17 protein-coding genes are annotated in these 15,117 nt (G+C 52.6%); all 17 read right to left on the minus strand.

The genetic code is table 11. The features are described 5' to 3' along the window. Positions 1-8: 8 nt before the first annotated feature. The gene (locus BEB54_RS12285) at positions 9-887 is read right to left on the minus strand and encodes a phosphotriesterase-related protein (protein ID WP_000006978.1); all 879 of its coding nucleotides are present in this window, start codon (positions 885-887) and stop codon (positions 9-11) included. Then, positions 884-2,110, minus strand: coding sequence for a phosphopentomutase (locus BEB54_RS12290; protein WP_039020604.1), 1,227 nt, complete (start codon positions 2,108-2,110; stop codon positions 884-886). The genes BEB54_RS12285 and BEB54_RS12290 overlap by 4 nt, the downstream gene beginning before the upstream one ends. Continuing rightward, positions 2,110-3,273, minus strand: a complete 1,164-nt coding sequence (locus BEB54_RS12295) for a YhfX family PLP-dependent enzyme (protein WP_039020605.1) — start codon at positions 3,271-3,273, stop codon at positions 2,110-2,112. The genes BEB54_RS12290 and BEB54_RS12295 overlap by 1 nt, the downstream gene beginning before the upstream one ends. An 83-nt stretch (positions 3,274-3,356) precedes the next feature. Then, complete coding sequence (locus BEB54_RS12300) at positions 3,357-3,719, minus strand: hypothetical protein (protein WP_002432776.1); 363 nt, start codon at positions 3,717-3,719, stop codon at positions 3,357-3,359. A 16-nt stretch (positions 3,720-3,735) separates the two neighbouring features. Further along, positions 3,736-4,641 carry a GntR family transcriptional regulator YhfZ gene (gene yhfZ, locus BEB54_RS12305; protein ID WP_039020606.1) on the minus strand — a complete coding sequence of 302 codons (906 nt, stop codon included), beginning with the start codon at positions 4,639-4,641 and terminating at the stop codon, positions 3,736-3,738. A 269-nt stretch (positions 4,642-4,910) separates the two neighbouring features. Then, positions 4,911-5,915: a tryptophan--tRNA ligase gene (gene trpS, locus BEB54_RS12310; RefSeq protein ID WP_000165543.1), complete on the minus strand. Its 1,005-nt coding sequence runs from the start codon at positions 5,913-5,915 to the stop codon at positions 4,911-4,913. Further along, positions 5,908-6,666 carry a phosphoglycolate phosphatase gene (gph, locus tag BEB54_RS12315; RefSeq protein ID WP_001031720.1) on the minus strand — a complete coding sequence of 253 codons (759 nt, stop codon included), beginning with the start codon at positions 6,664-6,666 and terminating at the stop codon, positions 5,908-5,910. The genes trpS and gph overlap by 8 nt, the downstream gene beginning before the upstream one ends. After that, the gene (rpe, locus tag BEB54_RS12320) at positions 6,659-7,336 is read right to left on the minus strand and encodes a ribulose-phosphate 3-epimerase (RefSeq protein ID WP_000816280.1); all 678 of its coding nucleotides are present in this window, start codon (positions 7,334-7,336) and stop codon (positions 6,659-6,661) included. The genes gph and rpe overlap by 8 nt, the downstream gene beginning before the upstream one ends. A 17-nt stretch (positions 7,337-7,353) precedes the next feature. After that, complete coding sequence (dam, locus tag BEB54_RS12325; RefSeq protein ID WP_000742143.1) at positions 7,354-8,190, minus strand: adenine-specific DNA-methyltransferase; 837 nt, start codon at positions 8,188-8,190, stop codon at positions 7,354-7,356. 106 nt (positions 8,191-8,296) lie between these two features. Next, the gene (damX, locus tag BEB54_RS12330; RefSeq protein ID WP_000343231.1) at positions 8,297-9,574 is read right to left on the minus strand and encodes a cell division protein DamX; all 1,278 of its coding nucleotides are present in this window, start codon (positions 9,572-9,574) and stop codon (positions 8,297-8,299) included. Between the two features lie 91 nt (positions 9,575-9,665). Then, the gene (aroB, locus tag BEB54_RS12335; RefSeq protein WP_000439850.1) at positions 9,666-10,754 is read right to left on the minus strand and encodes a 3-dehydroquinate synthase; all 1,089 of its coding nucleotides are present in this window, start codon (positions 10,752-10,754) and stop codon (positions 9,666-9,668) included. 56 nt (positions 10,755-10,810) lie between these two features. Continuing rightward, positions 10,811-11,332, minus strand: coding sequence for a shikimate kinase AroK (aroK, locus tag BEB54_RS12340; protein ID WP_000818618.1), 522 nt, complete (start codon positions 11,330-11,332; stop codon positions 10,811-10,813). 400 nt (positions 11,333-11,732) lie between these two features. Further along, complete coding sequence (gene hofQ / locus BEB54_RS12345) at positions 11,733-12,971, minus strand: DNA uptake porin HofQ (RefSeq protein ID WP_072039595.1); 1,239 nt, start codon at positions 12,969-12,971, stop codon at positions 11,733-11,735. Continuing rightward, positions 12,883-13,287, minus strand: a complete 405-nt coding sequence (hofP, locus tag BEB54_RS12350; protein WP_001264137.1) for a DNA utilization protein HofP — start codon at positions 13,285-13,287, stop codon at positions 12,883-12,885. The genes hofQ and hofP overlap by 89 nt, the downstream gene beginning before the upstream one ends. After that, positions 13,277-13,717 (minus strand): DNA utilization protein HofO, encoded by a 441-nt coding sequence (gene hofO / locus BEB54_RS12355; RefSeq protein ID WP_039020608.1) that lies wholly within the window; start codon positions 13,715-13,717, stop codon positions 13,277-13,279. Before hofO ends, hofP begins: the two co-directional genes overlap by 11 nt. Then, positions 13,701-14,240 carry a DNA utilization protein HofN gene (hofN, locus tag BEB54_RS12360; protein WP_039020609.1) on the minus strand — a complete coding sequence of 180 codons (540 nt, stop codon included), beginning with the start codon at positions 14,238-14,240 and terminating at the stop codon, positions 13,701-13,703. Before hofN ends, hofO begins: the two co-directional genes overlap by 17 nt. Further along, positions 14,240-15,019: a DNA utilization protein HofM gene (gene hofM, locus BEB54_RS12365; RefSeq protein ID WP_001354999.1), complete on the minus strand. Its 780-nt coding sequence runs from the start codon at positions 15,017-15,019 to the stop codon at positions 14,240-14,242. Before hofM ends, hofN begins: the two co-directional genes overlap by 1 nt. Positions 15,020-15,117 lie beyond the last annotated feature (98 nt).

The following is a 15,117-nucleotide window of genomic DNA, read 5'->3' on the forward strand; positions in this document are numbered from 1 at the left end:
GTCTGTCCTTATTGGAAAAATTGAGAGGGAGTTTCACGTAACATCACATCCACATCGGCCTGACTGAATCCTGACTGGCGCAATTGCGGAATAAAGGTGGTTAATAAATAGTCATAGCCATAACCACCGTTGGCTTTTAAATGGGAGCGGCGCGTAATATCCATCGACAGCATGACGCGGTTCAGCAAACCACGGTCACGTAGCGCGTGGAGCATCGCAATGCGCTTTTCGTCCGGGTAGTAACTGTTCTTGCCGATGGTGTCGAACTGCACATACGCGCCGAGATCGATCATCTTCAAAATGTTGTCGAGGTTGTCTTTCAGATCGCAGTGACCAACGGTGACGCGCGAAAGATCAACTCCGTGGGCTTGCAGCAGAGCCAATTGCTCCAGCCCCATCGTGCTGAACGACGTATGCGTGGAGATCGGGCGTCCGGTCTGGTTATGTGCCAGCGCGGCGGCAATAAATACCTTCTCTTCCAGCGGCGTAATCTTTCCTTCGCTGGAGCCGATCTCCGCGATGATCCCGGCTTTCAGCTCCGTGCCATCGATACCCTGTTCAATTTCATCGACCATCTCCTGCGCCAGTTCCTGCACGCTGCGGGTCGCCACATGTTGCGGGAAAAACGCGTCCTGGTAATAACCGGTGCAGGCCACCACGTTGATCCCGGTTTCGCGCATTACATCGAGCATAAATTGCGCATTGCGCCCCATATAACGGTTGGTCATCTCAATCACATTACGCACGCCCTGGGCCATCAGGTCGTTCATCTCCTGGCAAATGAACGCATACTGATCAAGGCGGCAGTCCACGTTGTTTTTAAAGCCGGAGAGATCAATATGCAGATGCTCATGGGCCAGGGTGTAGCCCGTTGGATCAAAACTCATAGGGTGTCTCCTGCAAACCGGAGGAAGGAAAGAAAAGAGCGACCATTTTGTGGCGGTGGCGCACGGAAAAATTCACACACGGTAGCCCCCACATCAGAAAGCGTGGGGCGCACACCGAGCTGCGTGGCAGCCAGCCCTTGCTGATAAACCAGCACCGGCACCACTTCGCGGGTATGGTGGCTATGACCAATAGTCGGGTCGTTACCGTGATCCGCCATCACGACCAGGTAATCATCTGGCTGCATCGCCTCAACAAGCCGGGCAAGGTTACGGTCAACGACCTGCAAACGTTCGGCATAACGTGCGACGTCTTCTGCGTGACCAGCGAGGTCGGTTTCCTGGATATTGGTGCAAATAAACGCCGTCGGATGCGTGTTAAATTCGTCGAGGGTGATATCCATAATCTGCTGGCTATCCACCAGATTTTGCCAGCTCACGCCATAAGGATTGCTGACGATATCTGCCACCTTACCCACCAGCACCGTCGGTACGCCCACTTGATGCAGTTGGTGCGGCACCTGCACTTTTTCATCGACGCCGTAGCCCATATGTACGACCTGGAAGCCATTGTCATAAGCGCCAGAACGCGGCGCATTTATGCCAATAAAGCGCCCTTCTTTACTTTCAGCCGCATCGAGAATGCGCTGGCTGTCGGTTAACAGGCCGCCAAATGTAATGACCCGACCGACCTGGACCTGCTCACGCACGATACGACCAATTTTGATTGCGTCGTCAAAAGAGATCGCAGAGAGATTGGCGGTGATGTTATAGACCTGGCCTAAATCCGCCTCGAGGTTATCGCCAATGGCAACCGCCTGATTGACCCACAGAAATTGCAACTCTTCGCCACGGCGCTCAACCCACCAGCCAGCGGTGACTAATGCCTGCTCAACACGGTCAATCACATCGCGAAAGGGCATCCGCAGCGGCGGTAACGGGCGCGTGCCTAAAATTTCCTGATGCCCCATAAAGGTGTCGCCACCTTCATGTTGCAACTCTGCCACGCCCCAGGTTGCGGAGTCTGACGGCTGCATATCGCCTGGCGCATAACCTAATGCGTTGATTAGCCCCATGTTCTCCAGCGTTGGTAGCTGCAAATGCGGCAACTGGCTCAGGATGTGACCACAGGTATTCGCCCCGGCATCCTGCGGACGCACCAACGTGACATCTTTCATTGCCCCTACGCCAAAGCTATCAATCACTAACACCACAAATCGCGCCATTACGCCTCCAGAGAGCTTCCAAGACTGTCATAACGACCAACGATTTCCGGTTCGCCACGGTGAATACCGGACACCAGCACCACATCGCTACGGGTGACAAAAATCTGCGTGCGAAAACAGAGCACCACTGCACTGCTCACCGGATACTCGCCTGCCAGCGGCAGGGTGTAGTCGATACTGCTGTCATCCACAGTTTTGATATTGGTTTCAGTAATCTTTTGATTTTCTGGCGTAAACACCAGCGCATGTTGCGCGTGACCACGACGGTAATAGCCACCGCCATAGCAATAACTGTCGCCACGGAAGTGATGGGAAATTTCACTTAACCAAAGCATGGCGATACGTTCAGGCTGGTCGCCCTGCTGGTTTGCCGGAATCGTCCCCGTCAGTGCATGGCCGGGTTCGGCATGAGTCACACCGTATTCCGCCAGTAATGGCAGCGAAGTGCAGCTGGTCGCTGAAGGCGCGTTTAATTGCTCAAGTACAACTCCAGACGTCAGAAGTTGGTTACGAGCATTGACCAGCGTCTGGAGGTTCGGTGTTGGCAAAACTTTCCCGGCAGCCTCATCCCATAGCAGGCAAGGGAAATGGGTTAATCCGGCTAAATGTAACCCCGGTAGTTTCTGGATTTCAGCAACCACCTCATGCAGCGAATGCTGTGCAAAACCGCTCTCCTGCCCCGGATAAAGAAAATCATCGTCGCTATAAACTTTGAGCAGCACAGGCTGGACCCGCCCGGCCGTCACCGCTGCCGCAGAAACTTCCCGCGCTTTATCGAGGGTAAACACGGTGATGACGTCGGTGCCCTGTTCAACAGCTTCAGAAACCTGATGACAAGGGATTTGTACCAGATGCCCCTGATGCGCCACCGGCAAACCGGCGCGGCGCATGATTCGTGCCTCTTTGTAATCCACCGCCACAATGCCGCTGTAGCCCAGCGCCAGCAGTTTTTCTGCCAGCCACGGATTACGACCGAACTGTTTGGTCATCAGATACAGTTCAATACCGTAAAGCCGCGCCGTCTCAATCAGCCGCTTACCGTTTTCCAGTATCTGATCCACGTCGATTACCCAACTGTCCGGGGCGATCTTGCCCTGTTGCCACAATCTTAGTGCGGAGGAAATCAGTGCCGGGTTCTGGCGTTTCAATGCTTCTACAAACATCTTGTTGCCTCGTTTCTGTTCCTTGAATTAAATATTCATTTTTTTGAATATTTAGGTTGTGCGACATGGATTTGTCGGGAGCCTCAAACCTCTTCGTTAGCAGCCATCCATAATCCATAAAGGTTGGCCAGCAAATAGCCTTCTTCACACGGGTTAACTTCCAGTGCGAATTCCTTCAACAACACCTGATGCAATTGTAAAATGGCTGACCAGTGGCTGGATTGCGCCAGCTCTGCCAGCAATTCGTTATCCAGCGGCTCTATTTCTTCACCACGGCGACTGCGCATCAGTGCGCTCGCCATATGTGTCATCGCCATCATTCCTTGCTCGCTGCGTACCGGTAGATGACACTCTGTTTCCAGTACGTTGACGACCTGCATCATGCCTTTGCAGATGTCCTTATCAATAACGCCTGCCTCACAAAGCAGGTTGAGTCTGGTTTCCATTTCAGATGCCTTTCGTTTAATAACTGGGTTCCTGTTCCCCACTGACTACTCGCTGTTGATGAGCAAGCAGGACGTGTTTATCTACAACCGTACGTAGTAGTTGTTGCATTGGGTAATCATCGGCACGCGTTAGTATCACGGCTTCAGTAGCCTGTAAAAATCGCGGATCGTTCGTCAGTGGCATCGCTTCTAATCCCAGCATGGCCAGTTCGCTCTCCGCTACCACGTTCCAGATCACCGCATCGACATCGCCTTTAACAATGCGTTGTAAACTCTCGTGATATGAGAGATCGACACGTTCTACATCGCTACTGCCAAAAAAGACATCGGTCATAATTTTCTGATCCGCCGAACGGTTATCCAGCCCCACGCGTTTCACCTTTGCAGACTCCCCTTTACGGCAAATCAACTGATGCTCACCAACGTAGGTATGCGGCCCCAACTCCAGCGCGAGGCATAAGCCTTTTTGTGTGAGATAACTTTCCGCCGCCAGTCGGGAAACCACCGCCATGTCATACACGCCATTAAGCAGACACTCCACGCGAATATCCGCGCCGCGCATATGCGCATAGTAAAAAGGAATGCCATCAAACTGGGCTTTCAGCCCGCTTGCTAAACCTTCGTACAAGCGGGTATAGGGCAAAGGCATGGCACACACAACGTTGTTGATATCCACATGACTCAGCAGTGCTTTGTTATCCATTTCCACCAGATAACTGCCATTGCGCCCGCGGCGTTCAATTCGTATCGCACCGCTTGATTCCAGCGTTTTCAACGCGGCCTGCGTCAGGCCAACGGATGAATGGCATTCAGTTGCCAGTTCATCTATGGTTTTCAGTCGATTACCGCATTTTTCACCCAACAAATAACGGGCCAGTGTCGTGATGACGACGCCTTCTTTTTTGATAAACGTTCGACGCATAGTAAATTTTCATTAAATTGAATATTTATATATTCAGGAATTCGAAGATAAGGCGCAACAGCGAGATGTGGAAACGGCGAGGCGCTTCACATTTTTTCGGATTATTGCAAATAGGAGGATAAAAAACCGGGTTTCCCCGGTTTCAGAGTGATGACGAATTGATTTATTCGACAATGCGAGCAGAGGGTAATTCGCACTGGCGCTTGCCTGCTCCCCTCACCCTAACCCTCTCCCCAAAGGGGCGAGGGGACTGTCCGAGCGTTTTGATATTACGGCTTCGCCACAAATCCAATCGCTTCGTACACCGCTTTTAGCGTACGGGAAGCGTGTGCGCTGGCTTTTTCTGCGCCGTCTTTCATCACCTGTTGCAGGAAGGCTTCGTCGTTGCGGAAACGGTGATAACGTTCCTGCAATTCAGTCAGCATACCAGAAACGGCATCAGCCACTTCGCCTTTCAGATGACCATACATCTTGCCTTCGAACTGTTTTTCCAGTTCCGGGATGCTCTGGCCAGTTACCGCAGAAAGGATATCCAGCAGGTTGGAAACGCCCGCTTTATTCTGCACGTCGTAACGAACTACCGGCGGCTCGTCGGAGTCAGTGACCGCGCGTTTGATTTTCTTAACTACCGATTTCGGATCTTCCAGCAGGCCGATAACGTTATTGCGGTTATCGTCAGACTTGGACATCTTCTTGGTCGGCTCCAGCAGAGACATTACGCGCGCGCCAGATTTCGGAATAAACGGCTCCGGTACTTTAAAAATATCGCCATACAGCGCGTTGAAACGCTGGGCGATATCGCGGCTCAGTTCCAGGTGCTGTTTCTGGTCTTCACCCACCGGCACCAGGTTGGTTTGATACAGTAGGATATCCGCCGCCATCAGCACCGGATAGTCAAACAGACCCGCGTTGATGTTCTCGGCATAACGCGCAGATTTATCTTTAAACTGGGTCATACGGCTCAGTTCGCCGAAGTAGGTATAGCAGTTCAGTGCCCAGCCTAACTGCGCATGTTCCGGCACGTGGGACTGAACAAAAATGGTGCTTTTCTCAGGATCGATACCACAAGCCAGATACAAGGCCAGCGTATCCAGCGTCGCTTTACGCAGCTTCTGTGCATCCTGGCGCACGGTGATCGCGTGTTGGTCAACGATACAGTAAATGCAATGGTAGTCATCCTGCATGTTTACCCACTGACGCAGCGCACCCATGTAGTTACCAATGGTCAATTCACCTGAGGGCTGTGCGCCACTAAAAACGATGGGCTTAGTCATTTTTCGATTCCTGATTTTCGCTATGCGGAAGCCCTAGTGCGGGCAGAAGGTCATTGATAGACTGATAAATTACATCAGGCTGGCTAAGATCGATAGCCTCGCCGTAGTTATATCCATAGGTTAAACCAACAGAAGGGCAACCTGCCGCTTTTGCTGCCTGAATATCATTGCGTGAGTCGCCAACAAACAGCATCTGTTGTGGGGCAATGCCCATCCGCTCAGCCACCAGTAACAGTGGGTCCGGATGCGGTTTTTTGTTTTGCACATCATCGCCGCCAATGACCACGCTAAAGTATTTTGCGATATCTAAGGCTTCGAGCAGTGGCGCGACGAACGGCGTCGGTTTGTTGGTGACCAGACCTAGCGGCAGGCCTTTTGCCTGCAATGCGCCCAGCGTATCGGCAACGTGCGGGAACAAAAACGTCCCCTCTTCGGCAACCTCGCCATAGTAGCGATCAAACAGTTTACGCAGAATACGTACCTGTTCTTCTGCCGGAATGTCGTCATCAACGGGCGGTTTACCCATTGTTTTACGCAGAGTCGCACGTTCCTGACGCGCCCAGGTCAATGCACGCTCCATCAGAACATCTGCGCCATTACCAATCCAGGTAATAACACGCTCTTCACCTGCGACGGGCAACTCCAGCGCATACAGCGCCATATCTACCGCAGCAGCCAGACCAGGAGCACTGTCGACCAGCGTACCATCGAGATCAAAAGCGACGCCGCGAATATCTTCAAACTTATTCATGACTTACCTTTGCCAGTTCACTGCGCATTTCATCAATGACCTTTTTGTAGTCTGGCTGATCGAAAATGGCCGAACCAGCGACGAACATATCGGCACCTGCCGCAGCGATTTCGCCAATGTTGTTCACCTTCACGCCGCCGTCCACTTCCAGTCGAATGTCGAAGCCAGACTCGTCGATACGACGACGTACTTCGCGCAGTTTATCCAGTGTTTGAGGAATGAAAGACTGACCGCCGAAACCAGGGTTGACGGACATCAGTAGGATCACATCCAGCTTATCCATCACGTAATCCAGATAGCTCAGCGGTGTCGCCGGGTTAAATACCAGCCCCGCTTTACAGCCATTTTCTTTAATCAGTTGCAGCGTGCGGTCAACATGCTCGGAGGCTTCTGGATGAAAAGTTATGATGCTGGCACCAGCGGCAGCGAAATCTGGCACAATGCGATCGACCGGTTTCACCATCAGATGCACATCAATAGGGGCAGTAATGCCATAATTACGCAGAGATTTCAGCACCATCGGCCCAATCGTCAGATTGGGAACATAGTGGTTATCCATGACGTCAAAATGCACGACATCAGCGCCAGCTGCCAGGGCTTTTGCGGTATCTTCACCCAGGCGGGCAAAATCAGCCGACAGAATTGAGGGGGCAATCAAATACTGTTTCATCCGCTTCTCCTTGAGAATTATTTTTTCGCGGGTGAAACGACTCCTGGTTTGTACAAAGCCAGCAGTTCGTCCACCTTTTTACGTGTGCCGCCGTTGCTGCTTATACTGCGTCGAACTTTGACGACATGCAATTTTGCGCGCTGATACCACTCACGCGTTAACATCGTATCGTGATTGGAGATCAGCACTGGAATATGGCGCTCAACCAGACCTTCGGCGATCTCCGCCAGATGCGCTTGTTGTTCAAGCGTAAAACTGTTTGTGTGATACGCCGTAAAGTTGGCGGTCGCAGACAGCGGCGCATAAGGCGGATCGCAATAGACGACGGATGCATCATCTGCGCGCGCCATGCTATCGGCGTAAGACTCACAATAGAAAAAGGCATTCTGCGCTTTTTCAGCGAAGTGATACAACTCTGCTTCCGGGAAATAGGGTTTTTTGTAGCGGCCAAACGGCACGTTAAACTCACCGCGCAGATTGTAACGACACAGGCCGTTGTAACCGTAGCGGTTCAAATATAAAAACAGTACCGCCCGACGGAACGGATCCTGGCTTTTGTTGAACTCTTCGCGGAACTGATAGTAAACCTCGGCGCAATTTGTTTCGGGAACAAACAGCTCGCGTGCGGCCTGTACGTACTCATCAGTACGCATCTTCACAATGTTATAGAGACTGATCAGGTCGCTATTGATATCGGCAAGGATATAACGAGAAAAGTCGGTGTTGAGAAACACCGACCCGGCACCTACAAAAGGCTCAACCAGACATTCGCCCTTGGGCAAATGCCGTTTAATATCATCAAGCAGGGGATACTTGCCCCCTGCCCACTTCAAAAAAGCGCGATTTTTCTTCATGCTGACTAACTAATTACACCTTCTCCGGCTGTGGAGAAAGCTCCGACAGCATCCAGCGCTTCAGGCAACTCCCGCGATGATAAACCATTGCGGGAGATAACCTTGATTACTTCAGATCGGCCTGTACCTGACGCAGCGGTTTCGCCCACGGGTTTTTGGCCTGGACATCTGCTGGCAATGTAGATACCGCTTTTTTCGCCTCTTCTTTCGAAGCGTACACGCCAGAAACCAGGACATACCACGGCTGACCATTACGCGTCGTTTCATAGACAACGTAGTTTTTCAGATTCTCTTTCTTCGCCCAACCGTTCAGGTTGTCGTAGTTAGAGGAACTGCTCAGCTGCAGAGTGTAATGGCTGGACGGTGCCGATTTCAACGAACCAACATTACCTGCGGTCTTCCCTCCAGCGGCTGGTGTTGCCGTGGTTTGCGCCGGGGATGCCGTCTGTACTGGAGCCGTAGTTGCGGTCTCTTTTGGTGCTGGCGTAGAGGTCGCAGCCGGTGCCTTCGTGCTCGCCACAGGAGCAGCTGGTTCAGTACGCTTCGGCGTCTGTGCTACCGGCTTCGGTTCCGTTTTCACGGTTGCTTGCGGTTTTTTCGGTTCAATCACCGCCTGCTGGCGAGCTGGACGCGTAGTGGCCGGACGTTCAGCGGTTTGCGTTTTCGCCGTGTCACGCGATGCATTGCCATTGCGAACAGGCGCGACCGTCGCGGGTTCAGTCGGCAACGTGGAATTGACCGCCACATTATTCAACTGTTGCTGATTTTGTGGCTGGGTCAGCGCATTGTTCAGGTCACCCTGCACTTCAACACGTTGTTGACCATCCGTTGCCGCCGGGGTTTGCCCTTGAGTCGGCGTAGAAGAGATCGGCGGCAGAGAAACATCCTGCTGAGTATTTTCCGCAGACGTGGTTCCCGGCGCTGGCTGCACGCCATTCGCCTGATCGGTCGCATTGCCAGCAAGATCAATACTCTTCTCGCCAGACGCGGTTTGATCGCTGGAAGAGGTCGAGGGGGCTTTTAGCGCAGAACCGATACCGATGATCAACAGCAGGAGAACCAGAATGCCGACGCCCATCATCATATACTGACGAGAAGCGGGTTTACTGGCTGCTTTTTTGCGCTTACGCGGACGACGCTCTACGCGCTCTTCATCCACGGTTTCATCTTCGGATTCGTCAATTTCTTCTTCGATTTCCGGTTCCTCATTGCGCTCTTTTTGCGCACGAGTCGGACGGCGATCGTCAGTGTCATCAAGTTCAATATCATCAAAATTGATCTGCGGTTCGCCACGTTCAGTACGCTCAGAAGATTGACGAGAACGACCAGTACGACGATCGCTGGGATCGGGTTTCAGCTCGTCTTCTGGTTTGAATTCATCCATTTAACACCCCACTAAAAGGTTAATGCTTACCACGTTGCAATTAACCTGAAGCTAATAGACCGCTTGATAAGCGGCCTGACCTTTCTTGTTGTTACGCTGATTGACAATCGGCAATGGCGTTAAGAACAAGCTCGTGCGAAACGCCGCTGCGAACTTCACTCTTACCAATTGCCAACGGAAGAATTAAGCGCATCTCTCCCGCAAGGACTTTCTTGTCACGCAGCATATGCGGTAAATACGCCTGCGCGGACATTTCGCGCGGCCCATTGACCGGTAACCCAGCCCGCGTGAGCAGGGTTATAATACGCTGCGTTTCGGCAGAACTGAACTGCCCGAGACGTTCCGACGTCCGCGCCGCCATCACCATACCCGCAGCAACCGCTTCACCATGTAACCAATTGCCATACCCCATTTCAGCTTCAATGGCATGACCAAAGGTGTGTCCCAGATTCAGTAAAGCACGTAACCCGGTTTCGCGCTCGTCGGCAGCGACAACTTCTGCCTTCAGTTCACAACAACGGCGAATACAGTACGCCATTGCCGGACCGTCCAGACGCAACAACGCATCCAGATTCTCTTCCAGCCAGTTGAAAAACGCACCGTCAAGAATAATGCCGTATTTGATGACTTCTGCCAGCCCCGACGCTAACTCACGCGGGGGAAGCGTTTTCAGACAGTCGAGATCCACCACCACTGAAGCAGGCTGGTAGAACGCGCCAATCATGTTTTTACCGAGGGGATGGTTGACCGCGGTTTTGCCGCCAACGGAGGAATCGACCTGCGACAGTAACGTCGTCGGGACTTGAATGAAACGTACACCACGCTGATAACTCGCCGCCGCGAAGCCGGTCAGATCGCCCACTACGCCGCCGCCAAGCGCCACCAGCGTAGTATCGCGACCATGAGGCTTTTGTAACAATGCCGTAAAGACGGTATCGAGTACAGCCAGGCTTTTATACTGCTCGCCGTCAGGGAGGATAACGCTATCGACGTTAACACCCGCCTGTTCAAGTACGCCGCGGACCTTATCGAGATACAGAGGAGCCAGGGTTTCGTTGGTGACCAACATAACCTGCTCGCCCGATTTCAGCGGTAAGAATGAAGCTGGTTCATTAAACAAACCAGATGCGATGGTAATTGGGTAACTACGTTCCCCGAGAGTAACGACAATCCTCTCCATAACGCGACATCCACCTTAATTACTGTACCCGCAGACGAGTGTATATAAAGCCAGAATTAGTTGCTTTCCAGCATGTGAATAATCTGGTTTGCGACCACTTTAGCGCTTTGATCATCAGTACGAATGGTCACGTCGGCAATCTCTTCATACAGCGGATTGCGTTCATTGGCCAACGCTTCCAGAACTTCACGCGGCGGTGTTTCAACGTGCAGCAACGGGCGTTTTTTATCACGCTGCGTGCGTGCAAGTTGCTTTTCGATGGTCGTTTCAAGATAAACGACAACGCCACGAGCGGAAAGACGGTTACGCGTTTCGCGGGATTTCACAGAGCCGCCGCCAGTAGCCAGCACAATACCCTGTTTCTCGGTCAACTCATTGATGACCTTTTCTTCGCGATCGCGGAAGCCTTCTTCGCCTTCTAAATCGAAAACCCAGCCCACATCAGCTCCGGTTCGTTTCTCAATCTCTTGATCGGAATCGTAAAATTCCATATTGAGTTGTTGAGCTAACTGGCGCCCAATAGTGCTTTTTCCGGCACCCATAGGCCCAACCAGAAAGATATTGCGTTTCTCTGCCATTTTTTCGGTACTACTAAGACTATTCGTTAATGATAAACCCGCTTCGCTCAGAGAGCGCCGCAGGACATGAACTGAAACCTCATAAGATATTGCGAGAGTCAGACTGAAAATTATCTCAATACTCCAGCGGGTTTGGCAACTGAATAAATCACCCATCCCTCTGCATATCTGGTCGCTGCAAGCGCGCTGCCTTGCTACCACCGCTCTGGCGATAAATCACCGGGTAAGATTAGCGTAAAAAAGACAACAAAATGCCGCCTGAATGATAAATCATCATCATGGAACGCAGGCAGCGAAGAGCACCAACTCTCAAATCGGTACTCCTTGTATGCTAAATACCTGCGCGCGTCAAATAGATGAAACACGTTCAGCGTAAAAACATTACCGCTTTTACGGCTGTTTACTCACTGGAAACCAGTCGTGGCGTGATAAACACCACTAACTCGCGTCGTTCATCTTCTTTTCCGTCATGACGAAATAATTGCCCGAACCAGGGAATGTCGCCAAGCAACGGTACGCTATCCTGACCCGATTTATTTTTACGGGTAAAAATGCCACCCAGCGCCAACGTTTCTCCGCTTTTGACCTCGACCTGCGTTTCGATCTCCTGCTTATCAATCGCCAGCACTTCGCCATCGGCCTGCTGTAGCACCTGCCCCGGAACGTTCTGGCTGATGTGTAATTTCAGCCGGATGCGACCTTTTTGTAACACCGTGGGCGTAACTTCCATCCCCAGGACGGCCTCTTTAAATTCCACCGACGTCGCGCCACTTTCCCCGCTGGAAACCTGATATGGAATTTCGCTCCCCTGTTTAATGCTGGCAGGCTGAAGATGTGAGGCCAGCAGACGCGGACTGGCGATAATATCCAGCTGCTGTTTTTGTTCGAGCGCGGAAAGCTCAAGATCCAGTAAACGTCCGTTGATGCGTCCAATGTTAAAACCGACATGCGTTGTCGCCGTCGCTACGGAGAGGTCGCTGTCAAGCGTGGTGACTTGCCCAACGCCACCAGCTTGTTGCGCATCAGCCAACGTCCATTTCACGCCTAACTCACGCAAACTTTTTTCATTAATGGTGACAATATGCGCCGACAGCTCAACCTGCCCGACCGGCAGATCCATTTGCGCTACCCACTGTTCAAGCGCGCTTAACGCCGCTTTGTTATCTCGCAGCAAAAGGCGATTGGTGCGTTTATCGACGGTCATACTCCCTTTGGCACTCAGTAGCTTCTCCCCCGCTTTCGCCAGTTCTCCCGCGTCGGCGTATTGCAGGGTTATACTGCGATTTTCCAGCGGCAGATTTGCCTGCGCCCGCGCCTGCTCCGCCTCCTGACGGGCGATATTGTCATTCTGCCAGGCAACGGAATGCACCGAGAGAATGTTGCCCTCCTGACGCGTTATCAGTCCGGCGCTTTTCACTACAGTTTGTAGTGCTTGCTTCCAGGGAACATCTGTTAGATGTAACGACACCGTACCGCTGACGTCTGGCGACACCACCAGGTTCAACTTCTCCTGTTCAGCCAGCGCCTGCAACACCTGAGCTACCGGAACGTCATCCACCATCAGCGTCACTTTTTGCGGCTTTGCCGCCTGTACGCCGGGTATCAGCATCAACAGTAGTGCGGCTATCCATTGCTTCATTTGTATCTCCTTGCCGTTGCCACAACCAGTGTGGCGGTTCGCAGTTTGTCCCGGTTCCCAGCGTTAGTGCGTCTGGTGTTAGCTGTAAGATCGTCCAGCCGTTTTCCAGCACATCGTTTTGCTGCACCCGTCGCCATTTTTTTTGCCCATCTTTTATTACACCGATGATGCGCTCGCCTCGCCCTACCATCCCCTGATAGCGCCACTGGCTAAGTTCGCTAATCCGGCATAGATCTTCCGGCGGTTTAAAAGGGTCACGCATACCGGTTAAAAGGCACAATGCAATACCTGCCAACAACCAGCGTTTAACCCTCATGCGGCGTCTCCAGTTGTAGCGTGAACAAAAGGTCATCACCTTCCACGCTTAACGAAAAACGGCTCACGCTGACGTTGCGCTCTGCCAGCCGTGTAAATGCCGACGGCACTGCTTCCCACAGCGTTTTCAACGCCAACTCACCTCCCTGCGCGGATGGATGCCAGTAAACCAGTTGCGCGTCGGATAACTGAAAATCCAGTGGCGAAAAGGGCTGCGTTTTTTCCTCGCTGAAGGGAGTGGTGTTTACCAGGCGATACAGTGCGGCCCACTGCTGGTAATGACTTGCCCGTAGTCGAATTAATGCGTCGCTCTCTTCCTGGTGTGTCGATGACAGAAAAATGAGCGTAACTAACATCATCAACCAGAATGCCCAGCAAAGCTGGCGGAGGCGGGGTGATGTGGCGAACCACCAGTCAAAGAGCATGTCCATCGCTAACCTTCCTTGTTAACTGATACTCAAATTGCCAGCGTCCCTGCGCATCCTGCTGCGTGGCCCCCCGCTGATTGAGATGAAAAGAAGCATCCTGGCGGAGTGACGTTTCCAGCGCGTTTAACGCGGTAATGCTTGTTGTTAGCCCCTTGATCTCCAGCGTTCCCTGCTGCCAGCTTATCGTTGTCAGCCAGGCGTGCTCGGGTAAAAGCGCCGCCAGTGCTTCCAGCGCAGATTGCCAGTCACGGGTAAATTGTCGCTGGCGCTGCCTTTGCAAACGCTGCTCACGAATTTGTTGGCGCTCCAGCAAACGTGGTTTCGTTATTTGTAAGCTGTGGGCGAGTTGTTGTTCCGCCTGAAGCAAAACGGCATCTACGCGAGCTTCGGCGTTGCTTGTCAGACGCAATATTAGCGTTATCCCGACGGTCAGCAGCAGAGGCGCAACGAACATCAGCAACCAGAAACGAAGAAAAGCGGTCCGGCGTTGCTGTCGCCAGGGCAAAAAATTAATTGGCGGGTTCATCAGTACGCCTTCCCTAGCGCCAGCCCCAGCGCGATGGCAAAGTCTCCACCTGGCGGCGGTAGCGGCGGCTGACGAACAGAAACCGCCTCCCAGGGGTCAAATCCGCCTTCGCCACATAGCGCGACGCTTTCGGGATCAACGGATAACGCTGCCGCCAGCTCCTTCGCGCTAGTCATCCCCACCGCCAGTTTGCGCCCCCAGCTATAGCGCGTCGCCCACAGCCACTGTTCGTTATCACGCCAGGCCAGACATTGCTGATGAGAAGGTAAAAAAGGCAGGAATCGCTGTAATGCACTGGCATCCGGGGTGATCGCACTAACATGAACACGCAACCTTTCTGCCAGAGTAAGCAGCGTTGCCAGCTCTTTGCTTTGCGCGGCAGTCACGTTATAGGCGGGACTGAGTGAGTCTTCGCTGTAATCGAAGCGCAGGGAGTCCGGATCCATATCCAGCTCGCGGGCCATCGTCCCGGACAGCCAGGCCGTTTGCTCCCGCTCACCAAGGGACATCGACGGGCGCGGAAATGACCGCTGTAATGTGCGACTGGCGGGAAACGCCAACATAATGTGATGACGCTGCGGCAGTTCGCGACTCCACGGTAACAACGTTTTAGCCAGCCGCTGTGCATCGACAATCCGCCCATCTTTGATTATGTCGTTCGCCAGCGGCAACCGCCACCAGCGTTGCAAAAAGCATTCTTTTGCGCCCCGCACGATCGCAACCGCCACCGCTTCTTGCTGTTGTAAATGCAAACCAATTTGCCAGATCTTAAATGCCATCGTGATGATCTCCTTATCACCCGTCACTCTGACGGGTATATCAATGCGTCTGGCTTGCCTTTATACTACCGCGCGTTTGTTTATAAACTGCCCAAATG

Source organism: Escherichia sp. MOD1-EC6021, from assembly GCF_002965245.1.
GTDB lineage: Bacteria > Pseudomonadota > Gammaproteobacteria > Enterobacterales > Enterobacteriaceae > Escherichia > Escherichia coli_F.